The organism is Actinomycetospora aeridis (assembly GCF_037400275.1).
Lineage (GTDB): Bacteria > Actinomycetota > Actinomycetes > Mycobacteriales > Pseudonocardiaceae > Actinomycetospora > Actinomycetospora aeridis.
In genome coordinates, this window is sequence record NZ_JBBEGL010000016.1 from 64,120 (window position 1) to 79,968 (window position 15,849).

At 74.5% G+C, this 15,849-nt stretch carries 15 protein-coding genes; 11 read left to right on the forward strand and 4 right to left on the reverse strand.

Annotated elements, in window-relative coordinates; genetic code table 11:
• Window positions 1–28: 28 nt before the first annotated feature.
• Window positions 29–982 (reverse strand): sulfurtransferase, encoded by a 954-nt coding sequence (locus tag WCD41_RS29920; protein WP_337718904.1) that lies wholly within the window; start codon window positions 980–982, stop codon window positions 29–31.
• An 85-nt stretch (window positions 983–1,067) separates the two neighbouring features.
• Here WCD41_RS29920 and WCD41_RS29925 point away from each other — a divergent pair, with 85 nt between their 5' ends.
• A complete protein-coding gene (locus tag WCD41_RS29925; RefSeq protein ID WP_337718905.1) occupies window positions 1,068–1,793 on the forward strand; it encodes an iron-dependent transcriptional repressor DtxR in 726 nt (241 codons plus the stop codon).
• 24 nt (window positions 1,794–1,817) lie between these two features.
• Complete coding sequence (gene galE / locus WCD41_RS29930) at window positions 1,818–2,843, forward strand: UDP-glucose 4-epimerase GalE (protein WP_337718906.1); 1,026 nt, start codon at window positions 1,818–1,820, stop codon at window positions 2,841–2,843.
• Between the two features lie 39 nt (window positions 2,844–2,882).
• On the opposite strand, the gene WCD41_RS29935 is transcribed toward galE, so the two are convergent.
• Window positions 2,883–3,977 (reverse strand): DUF4192 domain-containing protein, encoded by a 1,095-nt coding sequence (locus WCD41_RS29935; RefSeq protein WP_337718907.1) that lies wholly within the window; start codon window positions 3,975–3,977, stop codon window positions 2,883–2,885.
• Between the two features lie 230 nt (window positions 3,978–4,207).
• Between WCD41_RS29935 and sthA the strand changes: the two genes are divergently transcribed.
• Complete coding sequence (gene sthA / locus WCD41_RS29940) at window positions 4,208–5,602, forward strand: Si-specific NAD(P)(+) transhydrogenase (RefSeq protein ID WP_373695219.1); 1,395 nt, start codon at window positions 4,208–4,210, stop codon at window positions 5,600–5,602.
• Window positions 5,580–6,740 (forward strand): aminotransferase class V-fold PLP-dependent enzyme, encoded by a 1,161-nt coding sequence (locus WCD41_RS29945; protein WP_337718909.1) that lies wholly within the window; start codon window positions 5,580–5,582, stop codon window positions 6,738–6,740. Before sthA ends, WCD41_RS29945 begins: the two co-directional genes overlap by 23 nt.
• 94 nt (window positions 6,741–6,834) lie before the next feature.
• Here the strand turns inward: WCD41_RS29945 and WCD41_RS29950 are convergent, their stop codons facing one another.
• The gene (locus tag WCD41_RS29950; protein WP_337718910.1) at window positions 6,835–7,962 is read right to left on the reverse strand and encodes a baeRF2 domain-containing protein; all 1,128 of its coding nucleotides are present in this window, start codon (window positions 7,960–7,962) and stop codon (window positions 6,835–6,837) included.
• An 84-nt stretch (window positions 7,963–8,046) separates the two neighbouring features.
• Here WCD41_RS29950 and WCD41_RS29955 point away from each other — a divergent pair, with 84 nt between their 5' ends.
• The 6 genes from WCD41_RS29955 (at window position 8,047) to WCD41_RS29980 (ending at window position 12,662) form a co-directional block, all read left to right on the forward strand.
• Complete coding sequence (locus WCD41_RS29955) at window positions 8,047–8,928, forward strand: fumarate hydratase (RefSeq protein WP_337718917.1); 882 nt, start codon at window positions 8,047–8,049, stop codon at window positions 8,926–8,928.
• Window positions 8,925–9,539, forward strand: coding sequence for a FumA C-terminus/TtdB family hydratase beta subunit (locus WCD41_RS29960; protein ID WP_444876311.1), 615 nt, complete (start codon window positions 8,925–8,927; stop codon window positions 9,537–9,539). The genes WCD41_RS29955 and WCD41_RS29960 overlap by 4 nt, the downstream gene beginning before the upstream one ends.
• Before the next feature lie 164 nt (window positions 9,540–9,703).
• Complete coding sequence (locus tag WCD41_RS29965) at window positions 9,704–10,450, forward strand: dienelactone hydrolase family protein (protein WP_337718911.1); 747 nt, start codon at window positions 9,704–9,706, stop codon at window positions 10,448–10,450.
• Between the two features lie 4 nt (window positions 10,451–10,454).
• Window positions 10,455–10,712, forward strand: coding sequence for a DUF6295 family protein (locus WCD41_RS29970; RefSeq protein ID WP_337718912.1), 258 nt, complete (start codon window positions 10,455–10,457; stop codon window positions 10,710–10,712).
• 90 nt (window positions 10,713–10,802) lie between these two features.
• Entirely contained in the window at window positions 10,803–11,594 is a 792-nt protein-coding gene (locus WCD41_RS29975; protein ID WP_337718913.1) for a PadR family transcriptional regulator, read from the forward strand.
• Between the two features lie 159 nt (window positions 11,595–11,753).
• Window positions 11,754–12,662, forward strand: coding sequence for an alpha/beta fold hydrolase (locus WCD41_RS29980; protein WP_337718919.1), 909 nt, complete (start codon window positions 11,754–11,756; stop codon window positions 12,660–12,662).
• Here the strand turns inward: WCD41_RS29980 and WCD41_RS29985 are convergent.
• Window positions 12,659–13,711, reverse strand: a complete 1,053-nt coding sequence (locus WCD41_RS29985) for an alpha/beta fold hydrolase (RefSeq protein WP_337718914.1) — start codon at window positions 13,709–13,711, stop codon at window positions 12,659–12,661. The genes WCD41_RS29980 and WCD41_RS29985 overlap by 4 nt on opposite strands.
• A gap of 38 nt (window positions 13,712–13,749) precedes the next feature.
• Here WCD41_RS29985 and WCD41_RS29990 point away from each other — a divergent pair, with 38 nt between their 5' ends.
• Window positions 13,750–15,807 carry a prolyl oligopeptidase family serine peptidase gene (locus WCD41_RS29990; protein ID WP_373695217.1) on the forward strand — a complete coding sequence of 686 codons (2,058 nt, stop codon included), beginning with the start codon at window positions 13,750–13,752 and terminating at the stop codon, window positions 15,805–15,807.
• Window positions 15,808–15,849 lie beyond the last annotated feature (42 nt).

The following is a 15,849-nucleotide window of genomic DNA, read 5'->3' on the forward strand; positions in this document are numbered from 1 at the left end:
GGTACCGGTCCCCGGAGTCGATCTCCTCCTATGAGCCGGTCTCGACCGGGCGCCCCGTCCCGCACCAGTGCGACCAGCTGCCCACGTAGAGCCCCGCGGGGTCCTCGGGTGGGCGCAGGCCGGCGTGCTCGAGGCCGAGCACGAGCATCGCCGCGCTCACCCCGGACCCGCAGTAGGCGCCGACCGCGCCGGCCTCCTCGACGAGCGGGCGCAGCGCGGCCGCCGCGTCGTCGGGGGCGCGCCAGTGGCCGTCGGCGAGCAGCGACGCCGCCGGGAGGTTGGCCGCGCCCGGGACGTGGCCCGCGACCGGGTCGATCGGCTCGGTCTCGCCGCGGAAGCGCTCGGCGGCCCGGCCGTCGAGCAGCACGCCCTGCTCGCCCGCGGCCAGCCCCGCCGCGTCCTCGGCGGTGAGCACCGGCATCGCCCCCGTCCGGATCTGGAGGTCGCCGGGCGCGCGGACCCCGCCCCCGGCGGTGGACACCTCGCCACCCGCCGCGACCCACGCCGCCCAGCCGCCGTCGAGCACCGCGACCTGGTCGGGGCGCAGACCGGCCCAGCGCAGCACCCACCACGCCCGCGCCGAGGCCATGCCGTCGCCGCCGTCGTAGAGGACGATCTCCGACGCCGCCGTCGCCCCGGCGCGCTGGAGCGTCTCCTCGAGGACGTCCGGGTCGGGCAGCGGGTGGCGCCCGGCCGGCCCCGGCGGGCCGGCGAGCTCGGTGTCGAGGTCGACGTAGACCGACCCCTGGATGTGGCCGGCGTCGTGCTCCACCAGACCCGGCGGGTCCTCCCGCGCCGCGGCCTTGCGCTCCTTGGCGGTGCGCGGCGGCGGGCGCAGCGTCCAGCGCACGTCGAGCACGACGGGACGGCGCCTGTCGGTGGTCGAGCCCCGCTCCGCTGCGTCTCCCGGACGCTCCAGGGCGTCGCGCAGCCAGGCGACGGGCACGACGGGCGTGGGCAGGGGACCCGGCGAGGAAGCCATGCGACGATCGTGCCCTGCCCCACGACGTGACCGCCGTTCGACCTCTGGCGTCGTCGGTACCATGGGTGCGTAGAAAGGGGTGGACATGAACGACCTCATCGACACCACCGAGATGTACCTCCGCACGATCTACGAGCTCGAGGAGGAAGGGGTCGTCCCCCTCCGAGCCCGCATCGCCGAACGTCTCGAGCAGAGCGGCCCCACCGTCAGCCAGACCGTCGCCCGCATGGAGCGCGACGGACTGGTGCACGTGGCCGGCGACCGCCACCTCGAGCTCACCCCCGAGGGCCGCGCCAAGGCGGTGGCCGTCATGCGCAAGCACCGCCTCGCCGAGCTGCTGCTCGTCAACGTCATCGGTCTCGAGTGGGAGCACGTCCACGTCGAGGCGTGCCGCTGGGAGCACGTCATGAGCGACGCGGTCGAGCGCAAGCTCTTCACGCTGCTCGGCGAGCCGTCGGTGTCGCCGTACGGCAACCCGATCCCCGGTCTCGAGTCGCTGCGCTCCGGCGACGGCCACGGCGAGGTGCCGGCGCCCACGCGCACGCCGACCCCCGACGAGGCGGGCCTCGTCCGTCTCGACGAGTTCGCCCGCAGCGGCGGCGGCAAGGTCGAGGTGCGCCGCATCGCCGAGCACATCCAGCTCAACGAGCCGCTCATGGCCCACCTCAAGAAGGCCGGTGTGCTGCCGGGCAGCGACGTCGACGTCGTGGCCATCCCGCGCTTCGGCGACGCGGTGGGCGTCGGGCACAAGGGCTCGCGCTCCGAGGTCGACCCGCTCGTCGCACACGCCGTGCTGGTGCGCGCGCAGTAATCCGTCCCGGGCACACTGGCGCCCATGACGCTGGTGATCACGGGCGGGGCGGGCTACGTCGGCAGTGTGTGCGCACAGCACCTGCTCGACGCCGGGCACGACGTGGTGGTGGTCGACGACCTGTCCACCGGGCACCGCGACGCCGTCCCCTCCGGCGCCCGGCTCGTCGAGGGGGACGTCGCCGAGGTCGCCGACGAGGTCCTCGGCGGCGGGGGCGACACCGGCAGGGTCGACGGGGTCATCCACTGCGCGGCCCGCTCGCTGGTCGGCGAGTCGGCCGTGGACCCCGCGAAGTACTGGCACGGCAACGTCGTCACCACCCTCGCGCTGCTCGACGCCCTGCGCCGCCACCGCGTGCCGCGGCTGGTGTTCTCCTCGACGGCGGCGACGTACGGCGAGCCCGAGACGTCCCCGATCACCGAGGACGCGCCGACCCGCCCCACCAACACCTACGGCGCCACCAAGCTCGCCGTCGACCACGCGATCGGCACCCACGCGGCGGCGTCCGGGGGCGAGCTCGGCGCAGTCAGCCTGCGCTACTTCAACGTGGCCGGCGCCCACCCCGCCGCGGGCGACGCGCCGGCGCTGGGCGAGCGGCACACCGTCGAGACCCACCTCATCCCCCTCGTGCTGCAGGTCGCCCTCGGGCAGCGGGACGAGATCGCGGTGTTCGGCGACGACTGGCCCACCGCCGACGGCACCTGCGTGCGCGACTACATCCACGTCGACGACCTCGCCGAGGCCCACCTCCTCGCGCTCGACCTGCTGGCCGGCGACGCCCCGGCGATCGCGGAGGCCGGCGGGCACCTCGTCTGCAACCTCGGCAACGGCACCGGCTTCTCGGTGCTCGAGGTGATCGAGGCCTGCCGCCGGGTCACGGGGCACCCGATCCCGGCGCGCGTCGCTCCCCGCCGGACCGGCGACCCCGGGGTGCTCGTCGCCTCGTCCGCCCGGGCCCGCGAGACGCTCGGCTGGAAGCCGACCCACACCGACCTCGACGGCATCGTCGCGGACGCCTGGGACTTCGCGCGGTCGTCCCGCACGGCCTGAGCACGCTCACCCGGCGCTCACCCGGCGCTCACCCGGCGCTCACCCACTGCGGCCACGCAGGCGGGCCTCGCACTCCGCGGCGGCGTCACGGATGATGCCGCGCACCTGCTCCGGGCCGGCGCCCGCACCGAGGAGCGCCACCACCAGGTTGGTGAGCCGGTGCCCGGGATCGGCCCGCTGCGCGCGTTCCAGGGCGATGCCGACCAGCGCGGACCCACCCCGCACGAGCAGCGAGCAGGCGAGCAGCACGGCCGGATCGGCGACCTGCGGCGCGGGGACCGCCCGCACGAGCAGCGTCCACAACTGCTCGGCGGCCGCCGCCACGGACTCGTCCGGGTCGAGCGCCCAGCCCATCGCGATGTCGCGCACCGTCGGGTCGCCGAGCGCCACGCCCACCCGGGCGATCTCGGCCTCGGTGAGCGCCCGCCCGGCCGCCACCTCGTCGCGGGCGGCGGCGACGGCCACGAGGTCGCGCCGTGCCGCGGCCGGTCCGCCGAGCTCACGGTCGAGGACGGCCGCCTCGAGCTCGGCGCGCAGGAGCTCCCCGAGGCGTGGCCGGGGCGGGCCCGGCGCGAGCGAGGCCTCGAGCTCGGCCCGGGAGCCGTAGGTGACCTGGCCCAGCCACGCGACGGCGGCCGCCATCGGGGAGTCGTCCGTGGCGCCGACCCGGCCGCGACAGTCGCACGGCGGGTAGCAGCGCCACGACACGTCGGCGACGATCCGGGGCACCCACAGCCGCGTGGGCACGGGGACGTCGTGGGCGGCAAAGGCCTCGCGCACCGCGTCGGCGACGTCCTGGCGGGGTGGCTCGTCGGGCCCGTCGGCCCCGTCGGGACCGTCGGCCTCCTCCACCACGATCGCGGCCACCTCCTGCGGGCCGGTCGCCGTGATGCGACCCGCGCAGCCCGCGACGACCGCGGCGACGTGCTCGGGCGGCGGCAGGTCGGCCCGGGCGACGACGCCGAGCCGGCGACCCGGGCCGGCGCCGTCGTCGTGGACCGCGACCAGGACCAGGGACGCCACGGGGCGGAAGCCGAGCAGGTGGGGCACGGCGGCCACGAGCTCGCCGGGGTCGTGCAGGCGCAGGGAGAGGGAGGCGGACGGGGACGCGGTGGGGTGCGGTTCGGTGCTCACGCGGGTTCCGACGCAGCGGCGGTTCCGACGGATCCCTGTTTCTCCGACGCCTGTGGACAACTCGGGCGGCCCGGGTTCACGGAGGCGTCACCGGCGATCCGCTTGCCCGGCCGCGCGGCGGCGGCGAGGGTGAGCACGTGCACCCGGTGGACCCACCCGAGCAGCCCCCGTCCGAGCCCGTCGGCACGCAGACCGACCCCGGCCCCCGCCGCGACTACGACCTCGTCGTCATCGGCTCCGGTCCCGGCGGGCAGAAGGCGGCGATCGCGGCGGCCAAGCTCGGCAAGCGGGTCGCGGTCGTGGAGCGGCGCGGCATGATCGGCGGCGTCTGCACGCAGACCGGCACGATCCCGTCCAAGACCCTGCGCGAGGCCGTCCTCTACCTCACCGGCTACGCGATGCGCGGGCTCTACGGCGAGAGCTACCGCCTCAAGCAGGACATCACCGTGCAGGACCTGCTCGCCCGCACCCACTTCGTCATCGGGCGCGAGGAGGAGGTGATCCGGGCGCAGCTGCAGCGCAACCGGGTCGACCTGCTCGCCGGCGCCGCGCGGTTCGTCCACGACCACGCCGTCGAGGTGATCGGCGAGCGGCGCGGCGAGCACCAGGTCGTCACCGCCGACCGGATCGTCATCGCCACCGGCACCCGGCCCGCGCGGCCCCCGCAGGTCGAGTTCGACGACCGCCGCGTCCTCGACTCCGACGGCATTCTCACCATGGAGCACATCCCGTCGAGCATGGTCGTCGTCGGCGCCGGGGTGATCGGCATCGAGTACGCGTCGATGTTCGCCGCGCTCGGCACGCGCGTCACGGTCGTCGAGCGCCGCCCGCAGATGCTCGACTTCTGCGACGCCGAGGTCGTCGAGTCGCTGAAGTTCCACCTGCGCGACCTCGCGGTCACCTTCCGCTTCGGCGAGGAGGTCTCGGGGGTCTCGGTGTCCGACCGTGGCACCGTGACCACGCTCGTCTCGGGCAAGAAGATCCCGGCCGAGACGGTCATGTACTCGGCCGGGCGCCAGGGCGTCACCGACGAGCTCGAGGTGGAGCGCGCGGGTCTCGAGACCGACGCCCGCGGGCGGATCAAGGTCGACGAGCACTACCGCACCGCGGTCCCGCACATCTACGCGGTCGGCGACGTCATCGGCTTCCCCGCCCTGGCCGCGACGTCGATGGAGCAGGGCCGGCAGGCGGCGTACCACGCGTTCGACGAGCACCCCCACAAAGGTGAAGCAGCCTCCATGGCCGAGGTGTCGCCGTTCGGGATCTACACGATCCCCGAGGTCAGTTACTGCGGGGCGACCGAGTCCGAGCTGACCGAGAAGGCCGTCCCCTACGAGGTCGGGATCTCGCGCTACCGCGAGCTCGCGCGCGGGCAGATCGTCGGCGACGACTACGGGATGCTCAAGCTGCTCGTCTCCCCCGAGACGCATGCGCTGCTGGGGGTGCACGTCTTCGGCACGTCGGCCACCGAGCTCGTACACATCGGCCAGGCGATCATGGGGTGCGGCGGGACCGTCGACTACCTCGTCGACGCCGTCCTGAACTACCCGACGCTGTCCGAGGCCTACAAGGTCGCCGCCCTCGACGCGACCAACAAGATCCGTGCCCTCGAGCAGTTCGCCTGAGCCGGGCTGGGCGCGCGCCTCGTTCACCCTGCCCCGCGCGCCCGACGGCTCCGACGCCGTCTACCTCGCGGGCAACTCGCTCGGCGCGCAACCCCACGCCGCGCGGTCGGCCCTGCTGGCCGCGGTCGACGAGCAGTGGGCGACGGTCGGTGTCGCCGGCTGGGAGGACTGCGGCTGGTGGGCGACCCCGCAGCGTCTCGGCGACCGGGTGGGCGCGCTGGTCGGTGCGGCGCCGGGGCAGGTGGTCGTCGGCGACTCGACGTCGGTGCAGCTCTTCGGCGCGCTGATCGCTGCCGCGCGGCTGCGTCCGGAGCGTCGCGTGCTGCTCTCCGACGGCGGCCACTTCCCGACCGACCGCTACCTCGCCGCCTCCGTCGCGCGCCTGACCGGGCTCACGCTCGTCACCGCCGCCCCCGACGCGATGGCGCCGGACGGCGACACCGCCGTGGTCGCCGTGCCGGCGGTGGACTTCCGGACCGGGGAGCGGTGGGACCTCGCGGCCGTCGTCGGGCGTGCCCACGCCGCAGGGGCCGTCGTGCTCGTCGACCTCTCCCACGCGGTGGGCGTGATGCCCGTCGAGCTCGACGCGCTCGGGGTCGACCTCGCCGTCGGCTGCACCTACAAGTACCTCAACGGCGGCCCCGGCGCGCCGGCGTTCGCCTACGTCGCGGCGCGGCACCACGACGTCCTCGACCCGCCGCTGACCGGCTGGACCGGGCACGCCGAGCCGTTCGCCATGACCGAGGCCTGGACGCCCGCGCCGGGTGTGGGACGGCTGCGCGTCGGGACGCCGCCGATGCTCTCGATGCTGGCCCTCGACGGGGCGCTCGGGGTGTTCGACGACCCCGGGAGCCCCGACCTCGCCGGCGTCCGGGCGGCGTCGCTGGCGCTCGGGGATGCGTTCCTCGCGGCCCTGCCGGACACCGCCGACGTCGTGACCCCGGTCGAGCACCGGCGACGGGGCGGGCACGTCGCGGTCCGGGTGCGCGACGCCGAGGGCCTGTGCGCCGCGCTGGCCCGCCGCGGGGTGGTCGTCGACGCCCGCCCGCCGGACCTCCTGCGCTTCGGCTTCGCGGCGCCGTACGTGACGTTCGACGACGCCCGCACCGCCGCCCGGGAGCTGGCCGCGCTGCTCTGAGCCCTCTGCCGTGCGCCCTCCCCGGACGCAACGAACGCGCCGTTCGCTGCGCTAGAAGCAGCGAACGGCGCGTTCGTGTCAGGAGTGGGCGGGCTCAGCTCCCGGTCGGGAAGCGCAGGTTCGCGCCGACGCCGTCCTGGAGCTCGGCGCCTCCCCCGAGGACCTGGACGTCGCCGCCGAGCGCGCCGACGGCGCGGAGCAGCACCTGCTCGGCGGGCCGGGCGATGGGCTCGGTGTCCGACATCTCCTTCAGGTTGGCCGGGTCGGTGGAGATCTGCTCCGGCGAGGACCCGACGTAGAGCTCGCCCGGCACCTCCTGGCCGTCGACCAGCAGCAGCGTGTCCACCGCGCCGGTACGGGCGGCCTCGAGGACCGGCTCGAGGCCCTCGACGGCGTTGGCGTGGCCCTTGCCCTCCTCGAACCGCTGGCGCACGCGCGTCTCGCGCTCGGTGGCGACGGCGCCGGCGGCCGTGAGCATCGCGTCCTCGAGCGCGTCCTCCGACGCGCCCGCGGCGCGGCTGCCGGCCTCGATCTCGCGGGTGATGTCGGCGAGGTCGCCGGGCAGCTCGTTGCGCACCGAGGAGCGGCCCTGGACCTCGCCGGCCAGGACGATGACCTCGGGGCGGAACTGCTTGACCGCGCTGCGGATGCCCTTGACCACCTCGTCGGCGTTCTCGTACGACGCCATCTCGTGGCGGTTCTGCCGCGTGCGGTTGCCGGGGCCGCCGCCGCGCGCCTTGTGCACGGTCTCGATGGCCTGGCCCTTGATCGTCTCCTCGGAGAGCTCGCGGGCGCCCTCGCTGTTGTCGGCGATCACCTGGTAGAGGTCGCCGCCGGTCTGGTCGACCACGGCGAGCAGCACGCGGACCGACCCGGTCTGGCTGCGGTAGTACCGGCCGAGCTCGGGCAGCGGCGACCAGACGGCGATGTCGCCGGCCGCGTCGACGGCCTCGACCTCGTCGTCGAACAGCACGCCGTCGGCGGACGCGACGAGCACCCGCCCGACGCCGGTGACCGAGCCGGGGCGCTCGCCGCCGAGCTCGTCGTCGAGCGCGGCCAGCGTCTTGTCGTCGGCCCCGTCGTTCTTCAGCTGCTTCTGCAGGTCGCGCCAGCGCAGCTCGACCTGCTTCGCCGAGTTCTCCCCGGCCTGCACGGCCTCCAGGTAGACCGTCGCGAACGGTCCCGGCCGCTCGAAGATCTCTCGGGTGCGCGACAGGTCCATCCGGTGTTCCTCCTTGAGAGCCCGCGGGAGTCGCGGGGTCGTGTGTCGGGGCGTCCCCTCGCCTACCCGAAGACCTCGCTGCACATGCGTCCCTCGTCACCGTGCGGTAAGCCGTGCGACGTGCGGGAGATAGCGGTCGACGAAGTGGCCGACAGGGTCCGGCGGTTGTGCATCGAGGCCAACCACGAGCTACGGGGCGACCACGTCGACGCCCTGCGGCGGGCACGGGAGCGCGAGCGGTCCCCGATCGGGCAGGAGGTGCTCGACCGGCTGCTCGCCAACGCGGAGGTCTCCGCGCGCGAGCAGATCGCGTTCTGCCAGGACACCGGCTACGCGGTCTGCTTCCTGGAGATCGGCCAGGACGTCCACTTCACGGGCGGCTCGCTGGCGGCGGCGCTCGACCGGGGCGTCGCCGAGGGGTACCGGGACGGCTACCTGCGCGCGTCGCTGGTGCGCTCACCGGTCGACCGTGTCAACACCGGCGACAACACCCCGGCGATGGTCCACTACGACCTCGTCGAGGGCGACGGCGTCCGGCTGACGCTGCTGGTCAAGGGCGCCGGGTGCGACAACATGTCGGCCCTGCGCATGCTCACCCCGGCCGCCGGCGCCGAGGGCATGCGGCGCTTCGTGGTGGAGACGATCGAGGCGGCGGGGCCGAGCGCCTCGCCGCCGGTGACGGTGGGGATCGGCATGGGCGGGACGTTCGACCGGGCCGCGGTGCTCGCGAAGAAGGCGCTGACCCGCGAGCCGACCGGCTCCCCGTCGCCGGACCCGAAGCTGGCCGAGCTGGAGGCCGAGCTCGTGGACGCCATCGACGCCACGGGCATCGGGCCGGCGGGGTTCGGGGGCACGGTGACGACGGTGGCCGTGCACATCGAGGCCTACCCGACGCACATCGCGGCCTTCCCGGTCGCGATCAACCTCGACTGCCACTCCCACCGTGTGCGGACGGTGACGCTGTGAGCGGCTCGCCCGATGTCAGCGGCGCGGCGCCGCAGACGCCCAGTGTCCGTAACGCCACGCGCTCGATCCGGCTGCCGCTCGAGGTGGACACGGTGCGTGAGCTCCGCAGCGGCGACTCCGTCCTCCTGTCCGGCCCGCTGGTGACCGGCCGCGACGCCGCGCACGCCCGCTTCGCCGAGGCCATCGAGACCGGCGCGCGGCTCCCGTTCGACCCCGACGGCGAGACGCTGTACTTCGTCGGCCCGACCCCCGCCCGCCCCGGCCACGCCATCGGCGCCGCCGGCCCGACGACCGCGTCGCGCATGGACGCCTGGTCGCCGCTGCTCGTGGAGCGCGGCCTGCGCGGCATGATCGGCAAGGGACGCCGCTCGGAGGCCGTGAAGGACGCGATGCTCGAGCACGGCTGCGTCTACTTCGGCGCCATCGAGGGCACCGCCGCGCTGCTCTCGCAGTGCGTCACGTCGTCGGAGGTCATCGCCTACGAGGACCTGGGCGCCGAGGCCGTGCACCGCCTCGAGGTCCGCGACTTCCCCGCGCTCGTCGTCAACGACCTCCGCGGCGGCGACCTCTACCGCGACGGTCCGGCCCGCTGGCGGCGCACCACGCGGTGATCGTGGGGGGTTTTCTGACGTTGAGCGTCAGCGTGGCCGCCAGGCTGGAACACCCCGAACCACGCCGAACCCCCCGCAACCACGCCCCCGGTCGGCCCGGCGGGGCCGTCGGTGCTCTGATCGTCCGCACAGGCACGCAGCAGCGCACCAGCGGAGGTCGGAGCATGCCCTACGACGCCATCCTCGCCGAGACGATCGCGATCCGCGGGCACGCGGACGACGAGATCGAGGCCTACACCGTGCGGCCGATGGACGCCGCGCCGCGCGGCGGCATGATCGTCATCCACCACATGCCGGGCTACGACGCCGGCACCAAGGAGATCACCCGGCGGTTCGCGACGATGGGCTACCACGCGATCTGCCCGAACCTCTACACCCGGGAGGCCCCCGGCGCCGACCCCGACGACGCCGCCGCCACCGCCCGCGCGCAGGGCGGCGTCCCGGACGAGCGGTTCGTCGGCGACGCCGCCGGCGCCGCGCGCTGGCTGCGCAGCCTGCCCAACGCCAACGGCCGGGTCGGCGCGATCGGGTTCTGCTCGGGCGGGCGCCAGGCGGTCCTCGCCGGCATCGAGGTCGACCTCCAGGCGGCGGTCGACTGCTACGGCGCGTTCGTCGTCGGGACGCCCCCGGAGGGCTTCCCGCTGCAGGTCTCCCCGCTGGCCGACCGCGTCCCCGAGCTGGCGGCCCCGCTGCTGGGCCTGTTCGGCAACGAGGACTCCTACCCCTCCCCCGAGCAGGTCGACGAGCTCGAGGAGCTGCTCCGGGAGCACGGCAAGACCTACGAGTTCCACCGCTACGACGACGCCGGCCACGCGTTCTTCTCCGTCGACCGCCCGGCGTACCGCGTCGCCGCCGCCGTCGACGGCTGGGAGAAGATCTCATCCTTCCTCGCCCGCCACCTGGGGAGCTAGCGCCGTGTGCACCTACAGCACCGAGAAGCTCGCCCTCGCGAAGTCCAGCGGCAAGGGCCCCGACGGCTGGTTCCCGCTGGAGACGGCCACCGTCTACTACGACCACCCCGTCCACGCGCCCGACGAGCACACCGTCAACATCGACTTCCTCAACCCGGACCGGGGGCCGGGCGCACGCGTCGCCGTCGAGCTGAGCCTGGACTCGGCCCGTGAGCTCCTCGCCGCCCTGGCGGTCACCGTGGAGCGCGCCGCACACCACTGAGATCCGCGCCTCCTCGGGCGGCGCCTTGCTTTGCCGACAGTCGCGATATATCGTTGAAGTGTCGCGAACGAACGAAGAAGGAGGAGCGACATGACTACCCATGATTTCCCCGGCGGCCGCCGGGACATCGACGCCGGCCCCGACCACGAGGGCCGCACCCACGGGCGGGGACGCGGGCACGGCCCGCACCGCCACCCCGGTTTCGGCCGGGACGCCATGTTCGGCGAGTTCCCGGGCGGTCCGCGCGGGAAGTTCCGCCGTGGCGGACGACGGGGCGGCCCGTTCGGCCGGCCCGGCTTCGGGCCGGGAGGCCCCGGCGGATTCGGAGGCTTCGGCGCCCCCGGCGGTTTCGGCCCCGGCGGCCCCGGCGGCCCGCGCGGCGGGCACCGTGGACGCCGCGCGCGCGGTGACGTGCGCACGGCGGTGCTGGCCCTCCTCGCGGAGGAGCCCATGCACGGCTACCAGATCATCCAGGAGATCGGCGAGCGCTCCGGCGGGTCCTGGCGGCCCAGCCCCGGATCGGTCTACCCGACCGTCTCCCAGCTCGCCGACGAGGGCCTGGTGCGCAGCGAGAAGGCCGAGGGTCGTTCGGTGATCCACCTGACCGACGCCGGCCGCACGTACGTCGACGAGCACCGCGAGGAGCTCGACGCCGTGTGGAACACCGCCGCCGCCGAGGACGGCTTCAGCGCGCTGCGCGAGGCCGGCGCCGGGCTGGCGGGCGCCGTGGCGCAGGTCGCCCAGGTCGGACGGGACGAGCAGGTCGCCGAGGCGGTCCGCCTGCTCGACGACACCCGCCGGCGCCTCTACCTGCTGCTCGCGGGCGAGGAGACGGCGAGCGGTGAGCCCGCCGCGGACGACGAGCCGGGCACGACAGGGTGAGCGTCACCGGCCGGCAACGCGCAGGACACGTGGTGTCACACGGTCGGCCTAGCCTCGGGGTCCCGCTGAGATCGCGAGACCGAGGAGGCCGCAGAACCGGCCGTGCTGCTGCGCCGACCACCGACCGGACCCCCCTCGCCCGGCCCCGTCCTGCGGGACGTGCCGGGCGAGGAGTGGGCCCTGCAGTACCGCACCGTCCACGGGTACCGCCGCGCGTTCCGCCTGGCGGGCTCGGGGCCGGTGGTGCTCCTGATCCACGGCATCGGCGACGACTCGTCGACGTGGGGGCCGTTGCTCGACGACCTCGCCCGTGACCACACCGTCCTGGCGCCCGACCTCCTCGGTCACGGCGGCTCGGACAAGCCCCGCGGCGACTACTCCGTCGCGGCCTACGCCAACGGGATGCGCGACCTGCTCGGGGTCCTCGACATCGACCGGGCCACGCTCGTCGGGCACTCGCTCGGCGGCGGTGTGGCGATGCAGTTCGCCTACCAGTACCCCGAGCACACCGAGCGGATCGTCCTCGTCGGCGCCGGCGGCGTCGCCCAGGGCGTGAGCCCCGCGCTGCGCGCGGCGTCGCTGCCCGGTGCCCAGCTCGCCCTCGGGATGCTCGGCCTGCCCGGGGTGCGCGCGCCGACCGCGGCGGTGATGTGGGCGCTGACCCGCCTCGACCATCCCCTCGGACGCGACGCGGAGGACCTCGTCCGCATCGTCGACGCCCTCCCCGACGCCACCAGCCGCAACGCGTTCCTGCGCACGCTGCGCGCCGTCGTCGACTGGCGCGGCCAGGTCGTCACCATGCTCGACCGCTGCTACCTCACCGCCGGGATGCCGACGCTGCTGCTGTGGGGGTCCGACGACATGATCGTCCCGGTGGAGCACGCCCGGACCGCGCACGAGGCCATGCCCGGCAGCCGCCTCGCCGTGTTCGACGGCGCGGGGCACTTCCCGTTCCACACCCACCCCGACGCGGTGCTGAGCACGCTGCGCGCGTTCCTCGCCGACACCGAGCCCGCCCGCTGGAGCGCGGCCGAGTGGCGCGAGCTGCTGCGCCGCGGGCGCGACTAGCTCCCGAGCATCTCCCTCATCACCGCGTGGATGCGCCGGGTGTCCTCGTCGAGGAGCCCGAACATCGCGAAGTGCCCGGCCGGGGTGTCGATCACCCGCAGCTCGCCGTGCGGCATGTGCCCCGCGTCCTCCTCGCAGTCGCGCACGGGGAAGAACTGGTCGCCGCCGAACGGCACGACGAAGAAGTGCGCGGAGATCCGCCCCAGGGCCGCGTGCAGCGAGCCGTTGCCGTGGGGCGAGAGGTCCGCCCGCCGCCACTTCGAGGCCTGGCTGACGAGGTTGTTCGGGTCCATCGGCGCGAACCATGCGCGGACGAACCCCTGCCGGAAGTCGTCCACGCTCGCGTACCCGAGGCGTCGCCAGTGCTCGCCGCGGTACCACTCGGGCGTGAACCCGAGCAGCGAGAACGCCAGCGCGTGGCGGGTCAGGCCGAGGCGCACGTCGGCCGAGTCCGTGTAGGAGCCGCCCGCGAACGCCGGGTCGGAGCGCAGCAGCTCGAGGTGCAGGTCGATGAAGATCTGGTTGTGGACGGGGGTGCGCGCCGTGCCCGCGAACGCCGCCGCCCGCGGCACCATCGCCGGGAAGCGCACGGCCCACTCGTAGGTCTGCTGCGCGCCCATCGACCAGCCGAGCACCGCGTGCAGCTTCTCGATCCCGAACCGCTCCGTGACGAGGCGGTGCTGCGCGACGACGTCGTCGGCGACCGCCACGGGCGGGAACCCATCGCGGTCGAACGGGGCCGGGGTGTTCGACGGCGAGCTGGACAGACCGCCGCCGAGCTGCCCGGGGCAGATGACGAAGAACCGCTCCGGGTCCAGCGGCAGCCCGGGTCCGATGTGCAGGTCGAGTGACGACGGCGTCCCGGAGTACATGTGCGGGAAGAGCACCGCGTTGTCCCTGGCGGCGTTCAGCGTCCCGTGGGTCCGGTAGGCGAGCGTGGCGGCCGGCAGGGTGTAGCCCGACCGCAGGACGAACCGGCCCAGGTCGACGTACTCGTGCTCGCCCTGCTGCGCGTGCGTGTAGTAGCCGCGCCCGTCGGTGCCGGTCACGGCGTCATGAGATCACCCGCGGGCCGTACCCGGGGGTGATGGGTGAGGATGGCGGGGTGAGCTCCCCGACGACGCCGGCCGCCGACGATCCCCACCTCTGGCTCGAGGACGTCACGGGTGACGAGGCCCTGGCCTGGGTGCAGGAACGCAACGACGAGTCGCTGGCCGAGCTGACCGGTTCGGATCGCTTCGCCGCGCTGCGCGACGACCTCCGGGCCATCCTCGACGCCGACGACCGCATCCCCTACGTGCGGCGACGCGGCGAGCTGCTCTACAACTTCTGGCAGGACGCCGAGCACCCCCGCGGGCTCTGGCGGCGCACCACCCTCGAGAGCTACCGCTCCGGCGACCCGGACTGGGAGCTGCTGCTCGACGTCGACGCGCTGGCGGACGCCGAGGACGAGAACTGGGTCTGGGCCGGCGCCGCGGTGCGCTACCCCGACTACTCACGAGCGCTCGTGCAGCTCTCGCGCGGGGGCGCCGACGCCACCGTCGTGCGGGAGTTCGATCTCCCCACGAAGGGCTGGATCACCGACGGGTTCACCCTGCCCGAGGCCAAGAGCCGGGTCTCGTGGATCGACGACGACACCGTCTTCGTCGGCACCGACCTCGGGCCCGGCTCGCTGACGACGTCCGGCTACCCGCGCGTGATGCGTCGCTGGCGGCGCGGGCAGTCCGTCGGCGACGCCGAGATCGTCTTCGAGGCCGCCGAGTCCGACGTGTCGGCCTTCGCCGGTCACGACCACACCCCCGGCTACGAGCGCGACTTCGTCGGCCGCAGCCCCGACTTCCACACCACCGAGGAGTTCCTGCTGCGCCCCGACGGGACGCAGGTGCTGATCGACGTGCCACCCGACGCGGAGACCGACGTCGAGCGCACGTGGCTGCTCGTGCGCACCCGCTCGCCCTGGGAGGTCGCCGGCGTCGAGCACGCGGCGGGCACCCTGCTGTGCTTCGACTTCGAGGCCTACCTCGCGGGCGACCGGACCGCCCGGGTGCTGTTCGCGCCCACGCCGAGCCGGTCGCTGAGCTTCCACGCCTGGACGCGCAACCACCTCGTGCTCTCGGTCCTCACCGACGTCGTGACCCGCCTCGAGGTGCTGACGCCGTCGCAGGACTGGGCCCGCCGCGAGCTGCCCGCCGGTCCCGACCTCGGCTCGGTCGACCTGGTCGGCGTCGACCCCGACACCAGCGACGAGTACTTCCTCGACACCGACGGCTACACCCAGCCCTCGACGTTCCTGCGCGGCGAGCTGGGGCTCGACACCGACGCCGACCCCGAGGTGCTGCGCACCGCCCCCGCGCGCTTCGACGCCTCGGGGCTCGAGGTGCGGCAGTTCTTCGCGACGTCCGACGACGGCACGCGGATCCCCTGCTTCGTCGTCGGACGGGTCGCCGACGTCCCCGGCCCGACGCTGATGACCGGCTACGGCGGCTTCGAGATCGCCCTGACGCCCGGCTACAGCGGTCTCGTCGGCAGCGGCTGGCTGGCCCGGGGCGGCACCTACGTCGTCGCCAACATCCGCGGCGGCGGCGAGTACGGGCCGACCTGGCACACCGCGGCGCTCGGGGAGCACCGGCACCGGGCGTACGAGGACTTCGCGGCCGTCGCGCGCGACCTCGTCGCCCGCGGCATCACCACCGCCGGGCAGCTGGCGATCCACGGCGGCAGCAACGGCGGGCTGCTCATGGGCGTGATGCTCACCCGCTACCCCGAGCTGTTCGGCGCGATCGTGGTCATGGTGCCGCTGTTCGACATGCGCCGGTTCCACCTGCTGCTCGCCGGCGCGTCGTGGATGGCCGAGTACGGCGACCCCGACGACCCCACGGAGTGGGCCTGGATCGCGCAGTACTCGCCGTACCAGAACCTCTCGGCGGACGCGTCCTACCCGCCGGTGCTGGTCACGACGTCGACCCGCGACGACCGCGTGCACCCCGCCCACGCGCGCAAGGCCGTGGCCCGGATGCGCGAGCAGGGCCACCGGGTCGAGTACTACGAGAACATCGAGGGCGGCCACGGCGGCGCGGCCGACAACGCCCAGCGCGCGTTCCAGTGGGCGCTGGTGTTCGAGTTCTGCTGGCGCCAGGTGGGCTGACCGGCCCATGTGAGCGAAGTTGGGGGCGATAGGCCCCAACAT

What these genes read in the sequence shown, in the direction of transcription:
- WCD41_RS29920 (WP_337718904.1), bottom strand. Translation starts at nt 982, where the DNA reads ATGGCTTCCTCGCCGGGTCCCCTGCCCACGCCCGTCGTGCCCGTCGCC.
- WCD41_RS29925 (WP_337718905.1), top strand. Translation starts at nt 1,068, where the DNA reads ATGAACGACCTCATCGACACCACCGAGATGTACCTCCGCACGATCTAC.
- WCD41_RS29975 (WP_337718913.1), top strand. Translation starts at nt 10,803, where the DNA reads ATGACTACCCATGATTTCCCCGGCGGCCGCCGGGACATCGACGCCGGC.
- WCD41_RS29990 (WP_373695217.1), top strand. Translation starts at nt 13,750, where the DNA reads ATGGGTGAGGATGGCGGGGTGAGCTCCCCGACGACGCCGGCCGCCGAC.
- WCD41_RS29950 (WP_337718910.1), bottom strand. Translation starts at nt 7,962, where the DNA reads ATGGACCTGTCGCGCACCCGAGAGATCTTCGAGCGGCCGGGACCGTTC.
- WCD41_RS29955 (WP_337718917.1), top strand. Translation starts at nt 8,047, where the DNA reads ATGCGTCCCTCGTCACCGTGCGGTAAGCCGTGCGACGTGCGGGAGATA.
- galE (WP_337718906.1), top strand. Translation starts at nt 1,818, where the DNA reads ATGACGCTGGTGATCACGGGCGGGGCGGGCTACGTCGGCAGTGTGTGC.
- WCD41_RS29965 (WP_337718911.1), top strand. Translation starts at nt 9,704, where the DNA reads ATGCCCTACGACGCCATCCTCGCCGAGACGATCGCGATCCGCGGGCAC.